26 protein-coding genes and 1 pseudogene are annotated in these 21,236 nt (G+C 65.5%); 12 read left to right on the plus strand and 15 right to left on the minus strand.

Going from position 1 to position 21,236, the window contains the following annotated elements:
* Together ON44_RS13165 and ON44_RS13170 are read left to right on the plus strand one after the other, a co-directional pair.
* On the plus strand, positions 1–1,670 hold a 1,670-nt coding region (locus ON44_RS13165), incomplete at its 5' end, for an acetoacetate--CoA ligase (RefSeq protein ID WP_040689696.1).
* The gene (locus tag ON44_RS13170; protein WP_040689698.1) at positions 1,667–2,638 is read left to right on the plus strand and encodes a fumarylacetoacetate hydrolase family protein; all 972 of its coding nucleotides are present in this window, start codon (positions 1,667–1,669) and stop codon (positions 2,636–2,638) included. The genes ON44_RS13165 and ON44_RS13170, both read left to right, overlap by 4 nt.
* Positions 2,639–2,773: 135 nt before the next feature.
* On the opposite strand, the gene ON44_RS13175 is transcribed toward ON44_RS13170, so the two are convergent.
* On the minus strand, positions 2,774–3,598 hold the full coding sequence (locus tag ON44_RS13175) for an SDR family NAD(P)-dependent oxidoreductase (protein WP_040689700.1): 825 nt from the start codon (positions 3,596–3,598) through the stop codon (positions 2,774–2,776).
* 111 nt (positions 3,599–3,709) lie between these two features.
* Here ON44_RS13175 and ON44_RS13180 point away from each other — a divergent pair, with 111 nt between their 5' ends.
* Positions 3,710–4,369, plus strand: coding sequence for a TetR/AcrR family transcriptional regulator (locus tag ON44_RS13180; RefSeq protein WP_218007554.1), 660 nt, complete (start codon positions 3,710–3,712; stop codon positions 4,367–4,369).
* Positions 4,370–4,382: 13 nt separating this feature from the next.
* Here the strand turns inward: ON44_RS13180 and ON44_RS13185 are convergent, their stop codons facing one another.
* The 6 genes from ON44_RS13185 to ON44_RS46710 form a co-directional block, all read right to left on the minus strand.
* Positions 4,383–5,321 carry a VOC family protein gene (locus tag ON44_RS13185; RefSeq protein WP_040689702.1) on the minus strand — a complete coding sequence of 313 codons (939 nt, stop codon included), beginning with the start codon at positions 5,319–5,321 and terminating at the stop codon, positions 4,383–4,385.
* Positions 5,322–5,362: 41 nt separating this feature from the next.
* Positions 5,363–6,883 carry a bifunctional 3-(3-hydroxy-phenyl)propionate/3-hydroxycinnamic acid hydroxylase gene (locus tag ON44_RS13190; protein WP_051181955.1) on the minus strand — a complete coding sequence of 507 codons (1,521 nt, stop codon included), beginning with the start codon at positions 6,881–6,883 and terminating at the stop codon, positions 5,363–5,365.
* 104 nt (positions 6,884–6,987) lie between these two features.
* Complete coding sequence (gene paaI, locus ON44_RS13195) at positions 6,988–7,428, minus strand: hydroxyphenylacetyl-CoA thioesterase PaaI (protein WP_245567133.1); 441 nt, start codon at positions 7,426–7,428, stop codon at positions 6,988–6,990.
* Complete coding sequence (locus ON44_RS13200) at positions 7,425–8,291, minus strand: ABC transporter substrate-binding protein (RefSeq protein WP_051181956.1); 867 nt, start codon at positions 8,289–8,291, stop codon at positions 7,425–7,427. Before ON44_RS13200 ends, paaI begins: the two co-directional genes overlap by 4 nt.
* A 118-nt stretch (positions 8,292–8,409) precedes the next feature.
* The gene (locus ON44_RS13205) at positions 8,410–8,748 is read right to left on the minus strand and encodes a hypothetical protein (protein WP_040689704.1); all 339 of its coding nucleotides are present in this window, start codon (positions 8,746–8,748) and stop codon (positions 8,410–8,412) included.
* Positions 8,745–9,455 carry a GntR family transcriptional regulator gene (locus tag ON44_RS46710; protein ID WP_157187132.1) on the minus strand — a complete coding sequence of 237 codons (711 nt, stop codon included), beginning with the start codon at positions 9,453–9,455 and terminating at the stop codon, positions 8,745–8,747. The genes ON44_RS13205 and ON44_RS46710 overlap by 4 nt, the downstream gene beginning before the upstream one ends.
* A gap of 140 nt (positions 9,456–9,595) precedes the next feature.
* Between ON44_RS46710 and ON44_RS13215 the strand changes: the two genes are divergently transcribed.
* The 3 genes from ON44_RS13215 to ON44_RS13225 all read left to right on the plus strand — a co-directional run bounded on the left by ON44_RS13215 (position 9,596) and on the right by ON44_RS13225 (position 13,159).
* A complete protein-coding gene (locus ON44_RS13215) occupies positions 9,596–10,576 on the plus strand; it encodes an ornithine cyclodeaminase family protein (RefSeq protein ID WP_040689707.1) in 981 nt (326 codons plus the stop codon).
* Between the two features lie 9 nt (positions 10,577–10,585).
* A complete protein-coding gene (locus tag ON44_RS13220) occupies positions 10,586–12,070 on the plus strand; it encodes an NAD-dependent succinate-semialdehyde dehydrogenase (RefSeq protein ID WP_040689708.1) in 1,485 nt (494 codons plus the stop codon).
* A gap of 69 nt (positions 12,071–12,139) precedes the next feature.
* Positions 12,140–13,159, plus strand: coding sequence for a dihydrodipicolinate synthase family protein (locus ON44_RS13225; RefSeq protein WP_040689710.1), 1,020 nt, complete (start codon positions 12,140–12,142; stop codon positions 13,157–13,159).
* Positions 13,160–13,556: 397 nt separating this feature from the next.
* On the opposite strand, the gene ON44_RS52460 is transcribed toward ON44_RS13225, so the two are convergent.
* Together ON44_RS52460 and ON44_RS52465 are read right to left on the minus strand one after the other, a co-directional pair.
* Positions 13,557–14,153: a zinc-binding dehydrogenase gene (locus ON44_RS52460; protein WP_245567134.1), complete on the minus strand. Its 597-nt coding sequence runs from the start codon at positions 14,151–14,153 to the stop codon at positions 13,557–13,559.
* Positions 14,084–14,536, minus strand: a complete 453-nt coding sequence (locus ON44_RS52465) for an alcohol dehydrogenase catalytic domain-containing protein (RefSeq protein ID WP_245567135.1) — start codon at positions 14,534–14,536, stop codon at positions 14,084–14,086. Before ON44_RS52465 ends, ON44_RS52460 begins: the two co-directional genes overlap by 70 nt.
* Positions 14,537–14,634: 98 nt before the next feature.
* Between ON44_RS52465 and ON44_RS13235 the strand changes: the two genes are divergently transcribed.
* Positions 14,635–15,252 carry a TetR/AcrR family transcriptional regulator gene (locus ON44_RS13235; protein WP_040689711.1) on the plus strand — a complete coding sequence of 206 codons (618 nt, stop codon included), beginning with the start codon at positions 14,635–14,637 and terminating at the stop codon, positions 15,250–15,252.
* 558 nt (positions 15,253–15,810) lie between these two features.
* Here the strand turns inward: ON44_RS13235 and ON44_RS13245 are convergent.
* The 3 genes from ON44_RS13245 to ON44_RS13255 all read right to left on the minus strand — a co-directional run bounded on the left by ON44_RS13245 (position 15,811) and on the right by ON44_RS13255 (position 17,299).
* Positions 15,811–16,170 (minus strand): helix-turn-helix domain-containing protein, encoded by a 360-nt coding sequence (locus ON44_RS13245; protein ID WP_040689716.1) that lies wholly within the window; start codon positions 16,168–16,170, stop codon positions 15,811–15,813.
* A gap of 422 nt (positions 16,171–16,592) precedes the next feature.
* Positions 16,593–16,856 (minus strand): hypothetical protein, encoded by a 264-nt coding sequence (locus ON44_RS13250; protein WP_157187133.1) that lies wholly within the window; start codon positions 16,854–16,856, stop codon positions 16,593–16,595.
* A gap of 104 nt (positions 16,857–16,960) precedes the next feature.
* The gene (locus ON44_RS13255) at positions 16,961–17,299 is read right to left on the minus strand and encodes a MerR family transcriptional regulator (protein ID WP_051181958.1); all 339 of its coding nucleotides are present in this window, start codon (positions 17,297–17,299) and stop codon (positions 16,961–16,963) included.
* Positions 17,300–17,445: 146 nt separating this feature from the next.
* Between ON44_RS13255 and ON44_RS13260 the strand changes: the two genes are divergently transcribed.
* The 4 genes and pseudogenes from ON44_RS13260 to ON44_RS48155 form a co-directional block, all read left to right on the plus strand.
* Entirely contained in the window at positions 17,446–17,868 is a 423-nt protein-coding gene (locus tag ON44_RS13260) for an Hsp20/alpha crystallin family protein (RefSeq protein WP_040689813.1), read from the plus strand.
* Between the two features lie 40 nt (positions 17,869–17,908).
* Positions 17,909–18,304 carry a hypothetical protein gene (locus ON44_RS13265; RefSeq protein WP_040689720.1) on the plus strand — a complete coding sequence of 132 codons (396 nt, stop codon included), beginning with the start codon at positions 17,909–17,911 and terminating at the stop codon, positions 18,302–18,304.
* 193 nt (positions 18,305–18,497) lie between these two features.
* A complete protein-coding gene (locus tag ON44_RS13270) occupies positions 18,498–18,710 on the plus strand; it encodes an Rv3202a family protein (RefSeq protein ID WP_040689723.1) in 213 nt (70 codons plus the stop codon).
* A pseudogene (locus tag ON44_RS48155) lies at positions 18,685–18,924 on the plus strand (cold shock domain-containing protein); the annotation flags it as partial. The gene ON44_RS13270 and the pseudogene ON44_RS48155, both read left to right, overlap by 26 nt.
* Before the next feature lie 174 nt (positions 18,925–19,098).
* Here the strand turns inward: ON44_RS48155 and ON44_RS13275 are convergent.
* The 3 genes from ON44_RS13275 to ON44_RS13285 form a co-directional block, all read right to left on the minus strand.
* A complete protein-coding gene (locus ON44_RS13275; RefSeq protein ID WP_083897837.1) occupies positions 19,099–19,365 on the minus strand; it encodes a LapA family protein in 267 nt (88 codons plus the stop codon).
* Between the two features lie 394 nt (positions 19,366–19,759).
* On the minus strand, positions 19,760–19,963 hold the full coding sequence (locus tag ON44_RS13280) for a hypothetical protein (protein ID WP_040689726.1): 204 nt from the start codon (positions 19,961–19,963) through the stop codon (positions 19,760–19,762).
* A 90-nt stretch (positions 19,964–20,053) separates the two neighbouring features.
* Complete coding sequence (locus ON44_RS13285) at positions 20,054–20,371, minus strand: hypothetical protein (protein ID WP_051181959.1); 318 nt, start codon at positions 20,369–20,371, stop codon at positions 20,054–20,056.
* A 419-nt stretch (positions 20,372–20,790) separates the two neighbouring features.
* Here ON44_RS13285 and ON44_RS46715 point away from each other — a divergent pair, with 419 nt between their 5' ends.
* Positions 20,791–21,147, plus strand: a complete 357-nt coding sequence (locus ON44_RS46715; RefSeq protein WP_051181960.1) for an SSI family serine proteinase inhibitor — start codon at positions 20,791–20,793, stop codon at positions 21,145–21,147.
* Positions 21,148–21,236 lie beyond the last annotated feature (89 nt).

Genomic DNA, 21,236 nt, shown 5'->3' on the forward strand with positions numbered 1-21,236 from the left:
GCAAGGCCCCGGAGACCGCGCTGATCGTCGTGGATGATGACAATCGGTCGCATACCGTGTCGAGCACCGAGCTGCGCAGGCAGGTCGCAGCCCTGGCCGCGGTGCTGCGGTCGATGGGCGTGCTGCCCGGTGACCGTGTGGCCGCGGTACTGCCCAACCGATCCGAGGCCGTGGTCGGACTGCTCGCCAGTGCGGCGGTCGGCGCCATCTGGTCGGTCTGCTCGCCGGAATTCGGCACGAACGCGATTGTCTCCCGCTTCGCCCAACTGGGCCCGCGGGTACTCATCGCCGCGGACGGCTATCGGCACGGCGGGCGCGAGCACGACCGGACCGCCGAAATGATCGAGGTGGCAGCCCAACTGCCGGATCTCGAGCAGGTGATCTGGGTGGATCGCCTGCGTCCGGGGGATCGGCCCGCCATCGACGTTCCGGTGCACACCTGGGATGACGTTACCGGCGGAGACCTCGAACTCGAATTCACCGACCTGCCGTTCGAGCACCCGCTGTGGGTGCTGTTCTCCTCCGGCACAACCGGAATCCCCAAGGGCATAGTGCACAGCCACGGCGGCGTGCTGCTCGAGCATCTGAAGATGCTGCGCATCCACAGTGATGTGCGGGCGGGCGATCGCTACATGAATGTCGCCAGCACGGCCTGGGTGGTCTGGAACATGCTGGTCTCCGGCCTCGGCGTCGGCGCGACAGTGGTCCTGCTCGACGGCAGTCCGATCCGGCCCGAACTGGGCCGCGTGTGGCAGGTCGCGGCCGAACATGACGTCGACGTCATGGGACTCAGCGCCGGCTACATACATGCCTGCCTGAAGGCGGGGGTGAAGCCGCCGCAGACCCGGTTGCGCACCCTGCAGGTGACCGGATCACCGCTGGCGGAAGCCGGATTCGATTGGGTCTACGCGCATTTCGACGATATGTGGCTTTCTTCGATGAGCGGTGGCACCGACATCTGTTCCATCTTCGTCGGCGGCGTTCCGGAACTACCGGTTCGCAAGCCGCGGTTGCAGGCCCCGGCGCTCGGTGTCGCGGTCGCGGCCTGGGACAGTGACGGCAATCCGGTTGTCGGGGAGCAGGGCGAACTGGTCGTCACCAAGCCGATGCCGTCCATGCCGCTGCGATTCTGGAACGACCCGGACAACAGGCGTTACCGGGACAGCTATTTCGAGATGTTCCCCGGCATCTGGCGGCACGGCGACTTCATCGAATTCGATGCCGACGGTAGTTCGGTGATCCACGGCCGTTCGGATTCCACGTTGAACCGTCAGGGCATCCGGATCGGATCGGCGGAGATCTATCGTGTCGTCGAGGATTTCCCCGAGGTACGCGAATCCCTGGTGGTAGGGGCCGAACTCGGCGCCGACGACTACTACATGGTGTTGTTCGTGGCGGTGATCGAGGGTGTGGATCTCGACGCGCTGCCGCCCCGGATCGCCGAAGCTCTGCGCACCTTGCTGTCGCCGCGGCATGTACCCGATGACATCGTGTTCATGCGCGCCATCCCACATACGCGGACCGGAAAGAAGCTGGAGGTCCCGGTCAAGCGCATGCTCCAAGGTGCCGCTCTGACGGATGTCGTCGATCTGGGGGCGGTGGACGACAGCGACCTACTCCGGGAATACGAAGACTTTGCACATAACCGACAGACTGTGAGGACAGCATGAGTGATGACGTCAGCTTCCACGTCGGCACCTTCGCCGACGGAGATGAGGCGCCGTATCCGGGAATCGTCGTGGCCGGGCGTACCTACGACACGCGGACCGTCCTGCCGCACGCGTCGACGTCCGCGCTGCTCCGCGACTGGGAGTCTGTCCTCCCGTCGTTGCAGGATCTCGCGAATACAGTGACCGGCGACGGCCGACCCGTCGAGGAGTTACGCGTACTCGCGCCGGTGCAGCAGCCGGGCCAGATCTTTGCGGCGGGCGCTAACTACCGTGAGCACATCATCCAGATCACGGTCGCCCACCGCATCGGAACCCCCGGCGCGTCCGAGGCGGAACTGCGTGAGCAGGCGGCCCGTGAAACCGACGAACGCGCCGCTAATGGTGACCCCTATGTCTGGGTCGGCGTGCCGTCATCGATCAGCGGTCCCTATGACGACGTGATCCTGCCGTCCGTGGGCGAAAACCATGACTGGGAACTGGAACTCGGTGTGATCATCGGACGCCGGACTCGCGATGTCGGCGTGGAAGAGGCCCTCGACGCGGTCGCCGGATACACCATCTGCAATGACCTGACCACGCGGAGTCTGGTGCCCCGCGACGATATCCCGATGATGGGCACCGACTGGATGCGGGCGAAGAACGCGCCCACCTTCTATCCGACCGGGCCGTATCTCACGCCGGCGAAATTCGTGTCGGACCCGCTCGATCTGGAGATCACCCTGCACCTCAACGGTGATCTGATGCAGAAGGGCTCGACCAGCGACATGCTGTTCGGCCCCGCGCAGCTGATCGCCTATATCTCCCGCTACACCACGCTCGAACCGGGTGACATGGTCATCACCGGTTCACCCGCGGGCAACGGCTCACACCACGAGCGTTTCCTGCGTGCGGGTGACGTGATGGAAGCCGAGATCACCGGCCTCGGAAAGCAGCGCACTGTCTGCCGATCGGCCTCCACCCGGGGCTGATCGGAGGCGAGCGCACCGAGTGCCCGACCGTGCTACCACCGCGGTCGGGCACTCGGTCGGTGCCGCCGGGGCAACCAGTGCCCGGCCCCCGGCGGCACCGAATCCTCCAGTGCCGCAACCGAACAGAACGGTTGGTCAGGCGGTGCTGCCACCGTCGGCGAGCAGCGTGCTACCTGTCATGAACGCTGACAGATCCGACGCGCAGAAGAGGGCGACGCGGGCGATGTCGTCGGGAACACCGAGACGGCCGATCGGGCTGTTCAGCATCAGGCTGGTCTTCCGGACATCCGTGGTGTCGGCGGTGTCGGTCCTTGCCGCCGCGGCCGCCAGCATATTGCCTTCTGTGGGGACATAGCTCGGCGCGACACCGAGTACGCGAATGCCCAGCGGTGCGAGTTCGAGGGACAGCTCGCGCGTGAGACCGCGAGCGGCGTGCTTCGATCCTACGTACGCGGCCAAACCCGGTGCGCTGCCACGGAATCCGGCTGTCGAGATGATGTTGACGATGACACCGCCCGTCGCCGCGTCCGACATGCGCCGGGCCGCCTCGCGCGCGCTGACGAAGACGCCGCGCGCGTTGACGGCGAATACCTGATCCCAGGTCTCGTCGCTCATCTCGAGGACGGAAACGTTCGGGAAGACGCCGGCATTGTTCACCCAGATGTCCAGGCCGCCGAGATCGGCGACGGCGAGGTCGGCCGCCGCGGCGACGGAGGCCGAGTCGGTGACGTCCATGGCGGTGCCGATCACACGGACGCCGTGCTGTTCGGCGAGTTCCTTGGCGGCGGCCACCGCCAGTGCTGCGTCGATATCTCCGATCAGCACGTCGGCGCCGGCTTCGGCCAGGCGCGATGCGATCGCCCGACCGAGACCGCGCCCGCCTCCGGTTACGACCGCGCGCCGGCCCCGCAGGGAAATGAGTTCGGCGAGGGATTTGCTCGATACATCGGCAGTGGACATGAATCTCCTCCTGAAATGACCAGTTAAAAGTAACCATTGTGGTAACAATTAGCAAGGTTAGGATCGGAGTCGAGCGAAAGACCGTGCCGCCCACCACTCCAAAGGACGTTCGTGAACCCATCCGTGCCGCCCAAGGAACCGCGAAAACGTCGCCGGGGCCCGAACGCATCCACGCCCGCCCGGCGCGTACAGATCGTCCGTGCTGCCTTGGAGAGCTTCGCCCAGCACGGTTACGAGAGGGCGTCACTGCGCGACATCGCCGAGCGGGCGGGTTTGACGCACGCGGCGTTGCTGCGCCACTTCTCCGGCAAGGACGAGCTGCTCCTGGCCGCACTCGCCCAGCGAGAAGCCGATGAGGAGCAGCTCGCCGAGCAGATTCTCCAAGCCGGCGCGGCTGCGGAAACAGTTCTGAGCGAGGTCCTTCGTGGCGAGTTCGCCGACCCCGCCTACCAGCGCAACTGGATGGCACTGGCGATCGCGGCAACCGATCCCGCACATCCCGCGCACGAGTTCTTCATCGGCCGCCGCGAGCGCATGCGAACTCGTTTCAGTAGCAGCGCTCTACCCATGTCGACGAGCAGCGCGTACTTGTCGGCGGATGAGAAGGTGACTCTCGTGCTGGCGGTGATGGATGGCCTGCGCATCCAATCCCTGCTCGATCCGTCTCGGGAAACCCTCGGACTGCTCGAGGTGATCATGAAACTTGTCGTAACGCCCCGGGATCCGAAAAGGGCGGGGGCAGCTGGAAATTCGCTGCCTCCCGCCCGCTGACCCGCCCGATATCTCACATGGGCGGTGCGACGAACTGGCCCTTGTCGGGGTCGTTGAACATCTGCTTGCTGATCCACTCGTCCGCGGTCTCCGCGATGCCCCACATATCGGAGGTCGCCGGATCGGAGACGTCGTAGATGCTGGGGTGCCAGGTGTCCTCGTCGATGGTGGCGAGCTCGGTCGTGTACTCCATGGTGTTGCCGTTGGGGTCGTGGAAGTAGGTGAATGTATTGTCACCGGCGCGGTGCCGACCGGGGCCCCAGATCTTGGGGATTCCAGCGCGCATGAGACGGCCGCTGCCGTACAGGTATTCGTCGAGTCCACGCAGTTCGAAAGAGACATGGTTCAGCGAGGTGTGCGGACCGCGGGAGATTGCGATGCTGTGGTGCTGGTCGCTGCAGCGCAGGAACCAGAACAGACCACCTATCCGGGGATGGGTATTCGTGTCGGACAGCCGGAAGTTCAAGTGCTTCTCGTACCACGCCGTCATCTTCTCCGGCTCAGGCGAATTGAACACCACGTGCGACAGGCGCACGGGGATATCTTCCTTCTCCTCGATCTTGCGATGCTTGCGAGTCTCCACATCGGAAGACACCTCGATGGTCCGGCCCTCGAGGTCGAAGAACCGGAAACCATAACCGCCACCGGGGGTTTGGAGGACATCCGGCTCATTGATCAGCTGAACCCCCTCGCTGCCGAGACGGGCAGCGAGCCCATCGACGGCCTCGCGGTCGGCCGCACCGAGCGAGATCAGGTCGAGCCGCTTCTCCGCTGCCTTCCGGACGCGCACGATGTACTGCTCGGGCGAGCCTTCCGCGGCGAAGTACTGGACGTCCCGCTCGCCACCCGTGGTGGCCAAACCCCAGTGTTCGGTATAGAACTCGACCTGTTTCTCGTAGTCGGGCACGGCGATGTCGACGTGACGCAGATGGGTGATCGGACTGAACGACATGGTCTTTCCTCCTTCGAAATTCTGTCTGTCGGCGGTGCCTGCTATGAGGCCACTACGGGCGCGGCGGGCACTCGCGGCGCCGCGGCGAGCGCGGGGACCATGGTGAGCAGTTCCGCCAATTCCGGTGCTGTACCGGCGGTGCCGAGCACATAGCGGTCCGGCCGCACGATGACGGCCTTCGAGTCGACCGCGGCGAGGAGCTCGCGGACCTGTTCCGGGGCGGTCAGAACCAAGACCTCAGGATTGGTCTCGACTTCGATTCGCTTGTCCTCGGGGAGTCCGGCGAACAGTTCGGGAGTGGTCGCGACGAGGAAGTGTGCGCCCACGATGTCGTCGAGGCGAGTCCCGTCGGCCAGCATCGGCTGCCTCGAGAGGTATCCCGCATTCGGATCGTCGGGACCCGTGTGTAGTCCCGGGCCGAGCGCCGGAATCGGCGGATACACGTCCTGGGGATGGCTGCGGATGTGTGCGTCACGACCGGCCGCCGTCGCAGGGTCGGTCGTCTGGACCAGGTGCGCCATGGTGGCGGCCTTCTCCACCCAGTAGCGGGCATGTGGTAGCCGTTCGCTCTGGTAGGTGTCGAGCAGTTCCGGCTGGGCGGCGCCGCGGGTCACCGCCTTCAGCTTCCAGACCAGGTTGGCGACATCGCGCATACCCGCGCAGAGGCCCTGACCGAACAATGGCGGCGCCTGATGGGCGGCGTCGCCCGCGAGAAAGGTGTTTCCGACGCGCCACCGCTCGGCGACCCGAGCACGGAAGGTGTAGATGGCGATCCGGTCGGGCTCGAAATTGGTGACCGGCAGTACGCCGCGGCTGATGCGCTCGATGGCCGGACGGGTCACGATCTCCTCGTGGTCGTCGCCTGGCATGACCTTGAATTCCATCCGGACGCGTTCACCGGGCAGTCGGATCCATAGTCCCGGCCGGGAATGGTGTCCGAGGAAAGCCATCGTGCCGGGCAGGCCCGGGCTGTCGCGCAGCAGCCCGTCGACGACCAGCCACGGGTCGTCGGAACCCAGTTTCTCGGTCTCGATGCCGAGGTGGCGCCGGACCGGAGAGTTGGCGCCGTCACACGCGATCACCCAGCGGGCGGTGATGAAATCTGTTGCGCCATCGGCATTCTGGACTCGGCATCGGACACCGTCGGTGTCCTGCGTGAGGTCGAGGAGCGTGGCACCCGTACGCAGTCGTACGTTCGGGTTCCGCACGAGTTCGCCACGCAGCAGCGCCTCCATATCGGGCTGATGGAACATCAGATCGTCATGCCAGGCCTGGGCGCCGAATTGACCGGTGGGAAGTTCGAAGAGGGTCTCACCCTCCTCGTTCTCCATGCGGAATTCGGTCATCGGCTCACAGAGCGCGGCGGCCTGCTCACCGATTCCCAACGCCTGCAGGGTCCGCAGTGTTTCGCCGTCGAAATGCACGGCGCGGGCATGCGGCCAGGCCGTGGTTCCGCGTTCGATTCCGATTGCGGAGATGCCCGCCCGTCCCAGCAGGGCGAGAGCGGTTGCTCCCACCGGCCCGCAACCGATGACAGCAACTTCGTAGTCGTACGACACCATCACTCCCTTGTGTACTAAACGTATCGTATCGAATCACAACTGTACGTCGGTGCGGCGCGGATCACAATCCCTTGGTGCTGATCAGAATTTGCGCAGGTCGCGGGCTATGGCCCCGCGCTACGTTCGCCCAGCAGGCTGCCGCGTGCGCGGAACTCGGCGACGACCTCGTCGTCGCGCCGGATGGTCACGTCGCAGATCATCGTCCGCCCGGCGCGGGAGCGGACGGCCGCCTCGGCGGTCAGCACGTCACCGAGATATGCCGGGCGCAGGAACTGGACGTCGGCGGCCGCCGTAACTGCAGCAGGTCCGAAACTGTTTGCCGCACAAGCGAATACGGTGTCAGCCAGGGTGAACACCAGGCCGCCGTGCAGGATCCTGTGTCCGTTGACCATGTCCGGCCGGACCGGCATGCGCGCCAGCGCACTGCCTCGATCGGCGGCCAGCACCTCGATGCCGAGCATTCTCGACACCTGATCGGTGTCCAGGAGCGCGCGCACCGCGTCGGCTACGCGGCCGTTGTCGATGTCGTCGACGGCAGCGTTCACCCGGGCACCCCCGCGGCCAGGGGGGCGGGCTCGAAAAGCTCACCGGCTCCGGGTGCGCCGGGTGGCATCATGTCTAGTTCGGCGCGGATCGAGTAGAGACGCCGCAGGCCGGAGGGCGCAGGTGTGAGGGAATCCGGGGTGGCGCGCAGGCTCGTCCGGGCGGAGGGCTCGGTATAGCCGCCCCGAATCAGAACATCGACCGCGTGCGCGCTCTCGGCTGTGGCGAGCCACCGGCGCGCCTGGTCCAGGCAGGACAGGTAGCGGCTGATCGCTTCGGCAGACGCCATCCCGGCTGGTCCGGCCACTAGTCCCTGCCCCGGATAGTCTGGCAGTTCGTCGACGACTGCCAGTAGAACCGGCAACCCCTCCCGCCGGGCGAATTCGTCCAGGGGTGGGCCGAGCAGGGTCGCCGCGATATCGCCGGCGAGCAGCGCGTCGTAGCGTTCGCGGACCCCACCCACGGGGGTCAGGGTGTAGTCGCCGGGAGTGAGCCCGTGCGATCGCAGGCGGTGCCGGAGTACGACGGCGAATCCATTGTCGACCGCATCCACGCCCAGTTCGGCCCCGTGCAGCGATTCGATCGTGTCGAAGTCGCGGGCGCCCACCAGGTGCAGGGGTGTGGTCCGCTCGAGTTGTGCGAGCAGCCGAATCCCGGCTCCGGTGGCGTTCCAGACGATCAGATTGTCGATGGCGGTCACAGCCAGGTCGCGCTCACCGGCGATGAGCTGGGCGCGCTGCTGCTCCGAGGAACGAGTGAGCGTGGTATCGATCTCAAGCTCTGCGCTCGCGAAAAAGCCGAGTTGGTCGGCCACGACGTACAGCGGTGGGGGAACGAACACCGACTGGCGCAGTCGAACGGTCATGGGTGATCTGCCTTTCCTTGATCCGGGACTCTCACAGGATCGCGCAAATGAAACGGTACGTCTAGTACGCGACCGGTTGCTGTGGGTCACCGCGGAGCGGCGGTCGATCCTCGTTCGATCAGCTGGAAAGCAAGGTGACCACGGTGTCGCTGGTCTGGTCACGGTGCCGGCGCAACGCCAGATCCGATGCGGCGAGGGTGAGTTCGGCTATGGGGAGGGTGACCGAGGTGAGACCACCTGGCCATGCGTCGTACCACGGGTGCTGCCGGCAACGATGACGGCGGGGTCGTCGGGGATGCGAACGTGCTGGGCGCTCAGTTCGCGCGCCGACGAGGCTCAACGCCGCACTCGACAGGTAGATCGCGGTTGTTCGACTTCCAGACTCCGACAACTTCTTCATCCAGCTTTGCGCGCGAACGAGTACCACCATCAGATCGCCGTAGCCGCGCGGGTTCACGCCGATACTGTTGGTTCCCAACCGGTTTCGAGCAGGGCGACTTCGAGGGCCGAACCCGGCGGAATTTGGTAGTCGTCCGGCATCACCCGCAGGTGGACCGCGAGCAGGTGATCACGGGTGGCCGCCACCGTTTCCTCGACTTCGCCTGCCGCGCACGCGCCGAGTATGCGCTCGTGCTCGGCCACGGCATTGCCGCGACGGAGGTCGAAGTGCATTCGGATGCGCTCGGCCTGCGAGGACAGGTCGCTCGTCATGCGCGACAGCGTCTTTGAGCCGCCCGCTTGGTACAGCGCCTGATGAAACGCGCAGTTGAACCGTCCGAAGGAGGTCTGCGCGGCAGTCGGGCCGGCCATGGCCCGGGTCAGTTCCTCATTGGCCTCCCGCATGCGGTCCAGGTTCTCCGGGCGCAGACGAGGCACCGCGATGCGGGTGGCGAACGTCTCCAGATGGATGCGCAGCGCGGCGATGTCCTCCGCCTCGGCCAGATCGATGCCGGTCACCACCACGCCTCGGTAGGGGAGTCGCTCGATCAGCCCTTGCGCCTCTAGTTGCAGGAGTGCCTCGCGCACCGGGGTGCGGCTGACGCCGAGGGATTCGGCGACCTCGGTCGGGTCGATGCGGTCTCCGGGAGCCAGTTCGCCACCGACGATCCGTTCACGCAGTCGATCGCAGACTTTGTCCGCGACCCGTCGATGGATCGAATCCATATTCACCACTCCCTGTGCTGTCGCCGGCTCGTGGCTGTCCAGCAGATCCAATATCCAATGTCCAACGCTATGGTGCACTATATCCGCATCCGATACGATCCGTTTAGTATCGCTACCGTTTGGAGAGGAAGGGGAGACGATTGACGCTCCTGCTGGATGACACCACGGTGCAATCGGTCTTCGACTGGAAACCGGCGATCGCCGCGCTGCGTGAGGCGTACGCGGCGGCGTCCGAAGAATCACGCTTCCCGGAGCGGACGATCGCACGCGGCGGCACCTCGATGCTGCGGACGATGAGCGGCGTGCCGGGCAGCGGCGGGCTGATGGGCTTGAAGACCATCGCCGGTGCGATCGGCGTGCGCCAGTTCTCCTATCTCATCTCCCTGTTCGATCAGCAGTCCGCGGAATTGGTGGCGCTGCTCGACGGGAACTCGATCACCGGCTTCCGCACCGCGGCCACATCCGCGCTGGCAGCTGACCTGCTGGCCGTGCCAGGACCGGTGACCGTAGGCGTCATCGGTTCGGGCTTCGAGGCGAAAAAGCACGTTCGCGCACTCGCCGCGGTACGTGAGTTCGATGCCGTACGCGTGTTCAGCCCGCGCGCGGAGAGCCGCGCGCGCTTCGCCGCGGAATTGGCGGATCTGGACACCTCGATCGTTCCGGCCGAGTCGCCGCAAGCCGCCGTGGCGGGCGCGAATCTGGTGATCTGCGCGGCGCGCTCCTATGACGAGTCGCCGATCCTGCTCGGTGAGTGGCTCCAGCCGGGCACGACCGTCGTCTCCATCGGCTCCACCGTGCGGGAACAGCGCGAAGTCGATCCGGAGGTGATCGCGCGCGCCGATGTCGTCATTGCCGACGTACTCGAGGAAGTGCTGCACGACAGCGGCGACCTCATCGCCGCGGCCGAAGCGGGAATCGACGTGACCGACCGGATCGCCGCACTGTCGGACCTGGTGTCCGGACGGCACCCCGGCCGTACGACCGCGGAGCAGATCGTTGTGTACAAGTCCGTGGGCTCCGCGGTGCAGGATCTGGCCGTCGCCGCCATGTGCGCGGATGCCGCTCGCAAAGCAGGGCTCGGGTCGGAACTTCCGATCCGGATTCAGCCCGTTCGAAAGTAAGGACGCACCATGGGAATTCCTCTCACTGATAAGCCGATGCTCGCCGACGCCCTGCTGTTACGCGGCGCGGCCTATATCGACGGCGAGTGGGTCGAACAGGGCGACTCTGGCAGCTTTGTCGTCGAAAACCCTTCGACGGGCGAACATTTGGCCGAGCTTCCGTCCCTGAGCCGCGCGCAGGTGGCCGGTGCCATCGATGCCGCGCACCGGGCGCTGCCCGGATGGCGGGCCCGGTCCGCGAAGGAACGCGCCCAGATTCTGCGGCGGTGGTTCGACCTCGTGACCCAGCATGCCGAGGACCTGGCCTGGCTGATCGTCGTCGAAGAAGGCAAGCCGGTGTCCGAGGCACGGGGCGAGGTCGCCTATGCTGCGTCGTTCATCGAGTGGTTCGCCGAAGAGGCCAAGCGGGTGCGCGGTGACATCTTCCCGGCGCCGGATCCCGCGAACCGAGTTCTGGTGCTCAAAGAACCCGTGGGTGTCTGTGTCGCGATCACGCCGTGGAACTTTCCCGCCGCCATGATCACCCGCAAGGCGGCGCCGGCGCTGGCCGCGGGCTGCACGATGGTGGTCAAGCCCGCCGAGCAGACACCACTGACGGCACTGGCTCTCGCGGAGCTGGCCCGGCGTGCCGGGGTGCCCGCCGGTGTGTTCAACGTGGTGCTTGGCAATGCGCGCGAGATCGGCCCGGAACTCACCGGCAATCCGCTGGTCCGAAAGGTGAGTTTCACCGGTTCGACGGAGGTCGGGCGGCTGCTGCTCGAGCAGTGCGCGGTGACTGTCAAGAAGGCGTCGATGGAGCTGGGCGGTAACGCGCCGGCGGTCGTCTTCGACGACGCGGACCTCGAGGTCGCCGTCGCGGGCGTGCTCGCGGCGAAGTACCGCAACACCGGCCAGGCGTGCATCAGTGCGAACCGCGTGTATGTGCAGTCGGGTATCTACGAGCGTTTCACCGCGCGGCTGGCCGAGCGAGTCGCCGAGCTGACGGTCGGCGACGGCTTCGAACCCGGTGTCGCGCAAGGCCCCATGATCGATCGTGCGGCGATCGCCAAAGTCGAGGAACACGTCTCCGACGCCGTCGAGCACGGTGCGCGGGTCGTGTGCGGCGGCGCGAGGCATGAGCGCGGCGACCTGTTCTATCAGCCGACCGTGCTGGCCGACGTTGCCGCCGGTATGAAGATCACCCGCGAGGAGACCTTCGGCCCGATCACTCCGCTGATTCCGTTCACCGACGAGGCCGATGTGATTCGGCAGGCGAACGATACCGAATTCGGTTTGGCCGCTTACCTTTTCAGTCGCAATGCGGAGCGGATCTGGCGCGTGGCGGCGGCCCTCGAGGCCGGCATGGTCGGCATCAACTCCGGCCTGATCTCCAACGAGACCGCACCCTTCGGCGGCATCAAGCAGTCCGGCCTCGGCCGGGAGGGATCGATCTACGGCATCGACGAATACCTGGAGATGAAGTACCTGGCATGGGCGGGCAGCGGAGCGCTCTGATCGCGGCCGTTCGAGAACTCACCCACTTCATCACCTTCCATCCATCGAAACTGCGACAAGGAGGCCCACATGGCCGAGTACAACCTTTCTGAAGTCCGGGACTGGGCTCGGGAGAAGCTTGTCGGTGCGATCAATTGCACCATTCCGTCGTTCACCAACGACCTGCGCGACATCAACGAGAAGGGCATTCGCCACGACATCCGGCTGGCGAAGGAGCACGGCTTCATCGGCAGCCTGGGTATTTCCGAAGTCAGCATCACACTGCCGGAATACGCGAATTTCCTGCGGATCGCCAAGGATGAGGGCGGTAGCGACTTCTACATCGTCCACCACGCGAGCTGGAACGACCTAGAACAGAACATCGAGGCGGTGAAGCGAGCGGAGGAAGTCGGCGCCGACCTGGTGCTGCTGTCCTACCCACCGAACTTCTATCCCGAGTCCGAGCAGGAGATCTTCGACTACACCAAGGCGGTGGCCGATGCGACGAACCTCGCCATCATTCTGTTCCCTATGGTGTCCTGGGGCTTCAGCAGCCGGATCCACCCGTCCGATATTCCCACCCGCCTCATCCGTCGCATGATCGACGAGATTCCCAACGTCGCGGTGATCAAAGCCGAGGGCGGATTCCCGAGCATCCAGAGCGTCATCGAATGCACGCGGCTGTTCGGCAAGGAAGTCGTTATCTCGAACCCGATCGAGGGTGAACTGATACCGCTCTCGCAAGTCATGCCCATCCAGCTGTCGGCCACCAGCGACCACGAGTACTTCGGTCAGATGATCCCGCGTGTCATGCAGCTGTTGCGGGACGGCAAGTACGACGACGCCACTGAGATCTACTGGCAGCTGCACCCGGCGCGCAAAGCCAAGGCCGCGCTGTTCAACGGACTGCACGGCGGATCCATCCTGAACCGTCAGGCGTGGAAATTCCAGGGCTGGCTGCAGGGCTACAACGGCGGCCCACTGCGTATGCCCACCCTGCGCATCCACGACCACCAGATGAACGCGCTGCGCAAGGGCCTGATCGATTCCGGTCTGGAACCGAGCACGGATCCGTTCCGGGAATTCTTCATCGGCCGCAATCCCGCGTAAGCGAGTTACGAGACGACCGGACCTGGTGTCACGCCGCCTTCGCCGAACGCGTCCACCGCGAACCAGTACGGCTCGCCGGCGTTTCAATGCGGATGTCCGGTTCGGTCTGCTCGTTACCAGCCAGCTGTGATCCGGGTCATGACCGGCCTCGGGCGGCGGGGGAACGTGCGCGACGACTTCCGATGGTGCTGCGCGAGGCACCACGCCGACCGATCAAGACGATGGGCGTCTTCCGAGGGATCGGGGTTGCGCGATACGCCGCGGCAATACGCCGGGCGCGGGAGAGAGTCCAGTGTCCGGTTGATCCCGAGACCGGCGGAGTTGAGCGGGCCGGATATCCGGTCGAGGTTCATGCGTGCGGGAGGAAGGGATGCGCGAGCGCCCGGCCAGGTCTGCGTCAGATGGTGGCGACGATTTTGCCGATGTGGTGTCCTTGTTCCAGGTGGTGGTGGGCGGCGACGATGTCGTCGAGGGTGAACACGGTGTCGATGGTGGGGTGCAGGGCGCCGGTGCGGATTCCGGCGGTCAGGAAGGCGGCGATGCGCTGTACCGCTGTCGGGTCGAGGGTGTGCTCGAAGCTCATGTAGCGGATCATGGTGATCGGGCTGGCCGGGAACGGTGCGGGGCGGGGGTCCAACCAGCCGACGGTGACCAGGGTGCCACTGAACCGTTTGGCCGCGCCGGCCAGTTCCGCCAGACCGGGGCCCATGACGGAGTCCAGGATGATGTCGGCGCCGGCCCCGTTGGTGTGCCGGTGCGTGGCCTCGACGACGTCGTCGTGGTCGGTGACGATGACCGCGGCGGCACCGGCCGCCAGCAGGGTGTCCGCCTTGGCGGGGCGGCGGGTGACGGCGAGGGGGATGGCGCCGATCTGATTGGCGATCTGGATAGCGGCCAAACCGACAGCGCTGGAAGCGGCGGTGATCAGGACATGGTGGCCGGGTTGCATCGCGGCCTTTTCCACGAGCGCGCCGTAGGTGGTGGAGTACGCCACCCACAGCGCTGCGGCACTGATGGCGTCCAGCTCGGGGGCCGGGCGACGACCCGGTCGGCCGGGAGAACGATGTGTTCGGCGTAGGTGCCGTTGGAGTCCATGTCGGGCACGGCGGTGACGATGACCGGATCGCCGATGGACCATCTTTCGACTCCGGTGCCGAGGGCGTCGATGGTGCCGGTCGCCTCGACGCCGAGGCGGGCGTGTGGCAATCGGATCGGTCGCGGCGACATACCCGTGCGCACCATCTGGTCGAGTCGGTTGATGCCGACGGCTTCGATCCTGAGGCGCACCTCGCCGGCGCCGGGGTTGCCGACCGGCTCGTCGACGATATGCAGGACTTCAGGGGCGCCGGTTTCGTCGAAGACGACGACTCGTGACATGAGGACTCCTGACCACTCGATTCCTTGTACATTCGTTCTATAAACATAGATAGTACAGTCGTTCTAGAAATGTCAATCGGGCACATGAGGAGGTGGCGATGGCAGGGCGCCCGGTCGACCATCAGCGCAGGCACGAGCTGCTCGACGCGGTAGTCGACTACACCGTCGAGCACGGGCTCTCCGAGCTGTCGTGGCGGCCGGTCGCCGCCGGCCTCGGGGTCTCGCCGACGACGCTGGTGCACCACTTCGGCACCAAAGAGCACATGCTCCAGGCCATCCTCGAGCGGTTACGGCAGCGGATGTTCGCCGCTACCAGCGATGCGGTCGGTGCGCACCCCGACCTGGCGACGGCAGCACGCGCGGTCTGGATCCGAACCTCCGACCCGCGGCGGCAGGCCGAGTTCCGGTTGTTCTTCGCCGTCTACGGACGCGCCCTGCAAGCCCCCCATCAATTCGCGGACTTCCTCGACCACGTCGTCACCGACTGGATGAACTCGCTGCGCGAGGATCAAGCGCCCGGCACCGACCCCGAGACCGCAACCCGCACAGCCACATTGGTGATCGCGACGATTCGCGGACTGCTACTCGACCTGCTCGCCACCGGCGACCACGACCGGGTCCAGGATGCTGCCGAAAGCTTCCTGAGCACCCTCGAACTCCAACCGTGGCCCGCGCAGACACCCGCCCCGGCGAAACCGCCGGAGACCGGGCGGTGAGCACGTCGGGACGATCGCCGCCAACCCGGCGCGACATGCCGCAGGTGACGCTGCCGGATCGGTCACAGACCATCGACCTGCGGCGCCTGGCACGCCCGCCGCGAAGGCGCGCTGATCTCCAACGACGAGGTCGCCACCTGGCTGGCCGCGCACCCGGACCGGTCCGCCGCGGCCTGGCGGCGGTAGACCTGGCCAAACCGATGGTGGCCGTGCGTGAACTGCGCCGGGCGGTCACCGAGCTCTATGCGTCGGCGGAGCGATAGCGCCCCGGTGATTCTGTCCGCGATCTTTGATCGCGGTGTGCGATCGACTTCTGGAACCAACGCTGCTGGGGTTGCTCCAGCGTTGACATCGACCACACTGGGGCGCCTGGCGATCGACTCGCGGCGGGATCGGTAGGTGCTTCGGACCCGTTTCGACCTCTGATGAGGGAATGAAATCAGCTGTCGAAGAAGCGATTCCCGACCGTTGGTTGGTCAATCTGACCGCATCGGCATGCGGGAGATGTACGCGGAACCGATGCGCCGTGAGGGTGTCGTCGGTCCGGGCGTCCAGAGATCAATCAGCTCCGGGTGAGCGGTCGTCGAGGGCTTGCTGGAGGTTGGTGTTGATGCGTTGGGCGTCGGCGAGTTGGTCCTCGAGGATGACGATGCGGCAGGCCGCCTCGAGGGGGTTACCGGCGTCGACGAGTTCGCGGACACGGGCGGCGATGCGTAGCTGGTAGCGCGAGTAGCGGCGGTGCCCGCCGGGGGAGCGTTGCGGGGTCAGTAGTTCGGCGGCGTCGAGGCCGCGCAGAAATGCTTGGGTGACGCCGAGTATTTCCGCGGCACGGCCCATGCTGTAGGCGGGGTAGTCGTCGTCATCGAGTTTGTCGGCGGCGCTGGGGCCGTCGGCGGGGTCGGTGTTCGGTTGTTGCACAGCACCTCTCGGGGTTCAACGTCGGCAGGCCCCGGCGCGTGTGCGCCGGGGCCTGGGATCTATGGAAGAGGGGGGATTGATATCAATTCTGTCCACCGGCCGTGCGGGCCGATGTCCTACACCGCACCCGACACTTCCCGGGACGCGGAACTGCTAGGTGACTACTCAGTGACCACCTCCTGGATCGCCGGTCTTGCTTGTTGATCTTGTTCTTCAACCTTGATCTTCTTCGTCCCCTCCGGCGGTCCGGCCGATTGCACCGGATTCTCGTCTCCGCCGGAGGGGACGGTGGAACCTCATGTTCCGGGCAGTTCACCTGCCCGGCCACTGGACTTCTCTCTTCGAACGACAGTGACTGTATACCGGCCCTCGAAGAATGTCTACACCCGCCACGGTAGATTTTCTCCTTCCATCGCACGGGCTTACTTCCCGCCGTCACCGAGGTGGTGTGTGCGATCAGGACCGCGCGTTCGGGTCGTATCGGGTTCGTCGGTCAGTGCCATCAGCGTCGAGAAGTCAGCTTCCTCGGCCTTCGCCAGTTGGTCCGCGATGACACCCAGCGCACTGGTTGCGTTCGGCTGCGCGGGGCTTGGTGCGGGTAAACCTGTCGAGGGTTCGGCGTCGAGTTCGTGGGTCGCGCATGGAATGAACACATTCACCTGCCAGCGCACTATTCGGTCATCCACCGAGCCTGGTGGACCTCCCGCCGGAGACAACCACTGTTCGCATGGGCTGGGGCGCAGGCGGACTCGCGCGGCAGCGGTTCACATCGCGCGCCGACGCCGGCGCGTCAGTCCGATGACGTCGATGGTTGGCCGGTGTCGCGGCGTAGGCGGTCGTTTTCGGTGTGCAGGTCGGCGTTGGCGTCTTCGAGGTCGAGGATGCGTGCGATACCGGCGAGGTTTACGCCGGTCGCGGCCAGCGCGACGATGCGGTGCAGGCGGGCGAGGTCGTCGCTGCTGTAGCGGCGGGTGCCGCCGTCGCTGCGGGCGGGAGCGATCAGTCCGTGGCGTTCGTAGAGCCGCAGCGTCTGCACCCCGATCCCCGCCAGGTCCGCGGTCACCGAAATCCCGTACACCGCCTGCCCTGGATCGGGCAGATGCGATCCGGGTGGTGGGTCCTGCTGCATCCTTCTCCTCACCGCTACACCGCTGACAGGTTTTCTATTTTAGATGCTTGCACTCTCTTGTCGTGAGTGCTAAAACAAATCTATGTCAGATGGCACAGGTTATCTGATCCGACCATGTAGATTGGAGTGTGTTGGAGGTGGCGACCATGCTGATGCGTACCGATCCGTTCCGTGATCTGGACCGTCTCACGCAGCAGGTGTTCGGCACGGCGGCCCGTCCCGCGGTGATGCCGATGGACGCCTGGCGCGAGGGCGATGAGTTCCTGGTGGAGTTCGATCTGCCCGGTATCGATCCGAAGTCCCTCGACTTGGATATCGAGCGCAATGTGGTGACCGTGCGAGCATCGCGCCCGGAGCTGGATCAGGGGCGGTCGATGATCGCCGCGGAACGTTCCCGCGGGGTATTCAGCCGCCAATTGTTCCTCGGTGAGGGCCTGGACACCGACCACATTCGCGCCGACTACACCGATGGTGTGCTGCGCCTGGCGATCCCGGTCGCGGAGAAGGCCAAACCCCGCAAGATCGAAATCGAACACAGCAACGGCCAGCGCCAGGCCATCAACGCCTGACACCCCCCCACCCGGCGCTTCTTCCGAAGGAGGCAGCGTCATGATCACGAACACCACCCGTGTAGGTCCGTTCGACACCCTCGACGCGCAGCTGCTGATCCTCGATCCCGACGTCGAGTCGCTGTTCGCCGAGGTCGAGCAGATCCTGTGCGAAGCCCTCGCCCGAATGCCCGCCGCACCGCGTCCACTGGTCCCGGTGCCGGGCCTGCGGGCACCAGCTCGCCCGCTGCTATCGGAATACTTCCAGCGATTGCGGGGCCGTCGCCCCCGCACTGGACGGGCCACCCAGCGTGGACCTCCGCCGCGCCGGGGGACGAGCCGAAATCGCACAGCGCAGCCAGAAGAAAGCGAGGTGATGCCCGTTACCGATAGTGGGAATGACCGTCGCGGTGGCGATGAGGTCCCTACTCCGACCAGGCGCATTCGAGAACGCTGAACGAACCAGCAATTCCGCGCACCGCCACACTGTGGCAAATATCGGGGCAAAGGACGGCACCGCCACACGCGGACAATCTGTCGAATGTCACGTCACTCTTCCTCCCCCGACCAGGGGTGGGCCCGGACCGGCAACCGGGCCCACCCCATAACACCCAGACTCAGTCTGCAGCGACCGCGCAAGGAGGTTGACCATGGCCACGATCCCCACCCGCGACGACGCCGACTTCGCCGAACAACTCACCCTCGCCCACGACACCGAACGCGACATCGGTCTGGATACCACGGCGCTCACACCGCTGGCCGAACGCATCCGCGCTGCGTTCGACGCCGCCGACGCCACCGATCGACTCGAACAATCCCTGATCACCCCACTACCCGATGACGACTACCCCTTCGCCTACTGACATCTTCACCATCCGACCCGACCCCACCAGTTGGCGCCACGGCATCGTCGCCTGGTTCAACACCGAAAAAGGGTTCGGCTTCATCGAACCCGATGACCACACCAGCGCAGTGTTCGTTGAATACTCGAGCATCGAAGCGACCGGTTATAAAGCCCTGGCCGCTGGCCAACCGGTCGTGTTCACCACGATCGAGAGCCCGCGCGGACCCGAAGCCGACCGCGTACGCGCCTACACCCGCACACTGCCCCACCGCATCCACCCGAACCACGCGCCACCGATCCCCGACGTTCACCCCGAAATAAAGGAATCCGATGGCTCAGCACACACACCAGCTCATTCCGGCCCTCCGCACCGGTCTCGCAGCACTCACCGTCCTCGGCGCCGGTCTTCACGGCCGGGGTGTGTTTGTGTTGTGGATGGGGTGAGGTGTGTCGGTTTTGCGGGCGCGTGCCAGGCGGGTGAAGGCTTGGCGAAGTTGGATGATCCGGACGCCCCCAGCCACGGCCATGACCAGGAGTCCCGCGACTGCGGCGACGAGGATCGCGACCCCGACCGGCAGGGTGAAGTGCCATCCCAGGAATCCCAGCCGGAGACTGGTCGTGTTCTGGACCACGAATATCAACAGCACGACCAAGAACACGCCGCCGACGCTCATGCTCACCCAGATGCTGCCAGCTCTGGTCCGGTCGATCCGGGCTGGCGGTGGCGCTGGTTGCACCGGAGCTGACGGCTCCACCGGAATTCCGTCAGGCCTTTTCGGCGCAGACGCTTGGTCATGGCCTGCAGGCTTCACGATGACCTCCTCGGGTTTCCCGACGCGGTAGGCGTCGAGATGTTGTGCGTCGTCCGAGTCCGCGGGTCGCGTTCGGTCCTGTTATGGGAGTTACCCCGTCGTCGACGTCGTACCCTTCGTGCGCCGACGAATCGTCCATCGTTTTGGCACCGGTTACAGCGCGATTCGGTCCCGCGCGGTCATCGCAGGTCCATTCGGCGAGTTCGATCCGGACACGAATTTGCCGGCTCGAGTGGCCGCGGTCAGGGCTTTTGGTCTACCAGCTTTGCCGCGTCCGACGCCGACGACGGCGGGGTCGGCTGGTGTAGTGGCGCCAGCCGCGTCCGGATCCGCCCCCGATTCCCATGAACATCATTATTGCTCCGATGAGGAGGATCACGATCCCTGCGGTGACGAGAAGGGAAATGCCGAGTAGGAACCCGGTGACGAGTAGGGCGGCTCCGAGGATCAGGACGGTCATGTCAGCTACCTGGTTTCAGTGAATAAGTCTGGGGCAGAACAACATCGGGTAGGCGTAGCCTGCACGCGGGGTGTGCACCGGTGGCGAGAGTCAGTGTTGGAGGACGTTTTTCGCCTCGTCTGCTGCCTGCGGGGTGGACTTGTTTCCGGACCGGCCGGGACGGCGGGGGAGTTGGCGCGCGAGGTGCGTGCGCCGGGTGTCGGCCAGTAGCAGGCTGAGTTCGACGAGCCCGATGACGCCGACGGTGATACCCCAGATCACCATGAGGCCTGCGGTGTCGGTGGCGTGGTAGCCGAACAAGGTCACGTCTCCGGTCAGTGCGTGGGCATCACCGCCGGTGGAGAGCAGGGCGGCGGCCCCGGCGATGATGGCGGTGATCAGAACGAACATGCCGATGACGATGACCATGATGGGGAACCCCGAGCGGTCGGATTGGAACTGTAGATCTCCAGTAGACGCCGCCCAGAACGTGGTGTCAACAATGTAGGCCTACGATCATGACATGCAATGTTAACCCCCATGGAGGGGCGGGGGACGCCGTCGTAGCGCACCGCGGAGGGGGCTGAGCATGATTCCCGCGCCGGTGACGGCCATCCAGATCGCCGGCAGGACCAGCACGAGATGCCGGGACACGAACGCCGGCATCACGGCCAGGGCGTGCACGACGATGCCGTCATCGGAGGGAACACCCCGGTCGCGGCGGTGCTCAGGCCGATGACGACAGCGAGGGCGACAATCGACCACTGGCGCGGTCCGTGGGGATGTAGTCGCGAAATCCGATGGCTCCCACGATGGTCAGTGAACCGAGCGCGACGAACGTCGCGTTCATGACCAGCCGCGCAGGAACCGATACCCCGAATCCAGCGGCCCCCGGTGCCTCGGCGCCGGCGCTGGTCGCGATCTCGCGAGCCGATAAGCCCGACGTCCGGGTGGCGACATTGGTTCGTTCGTCGAAGACTGGCGGGAGCCACCCCGAAGCCGAGAAGTCCTGCGGCGAATTGGCCACGGCCAATGGGGATTTCGCGAAGCTCACCGGTATCCCTGGCGCGGCGTGTCCGATGGTTTATCAGCCGGTGACATTCCTTGCGATCGGCATGTGGGATGGCAAGCCGGTGGCCTTCACCTCCGAGTTCTCCAACTGGTGCGTGATGGAAAACGCTGCCCAGTTCGTCTACAACTTCTGACCGGGGCAAGAGTCATAGGTCCCGGTTTCACCGCCGATGCTCCCGATTCGTCGATCCCGAGTATGCCGCCACGGTCTGGGGGACAGGTG

The sequence above is a fragment of the Nocardia vinacea NBRC 16497 genome, from assembly GCF_000308835.1.
GTDB classification, from domain to species: domain Bacteria; phylum Actinomycetota; class Actinomycetes; order Mycobacteriales; family Mycobacteriaceae; genus Nocardia; species Nocardia vinacea.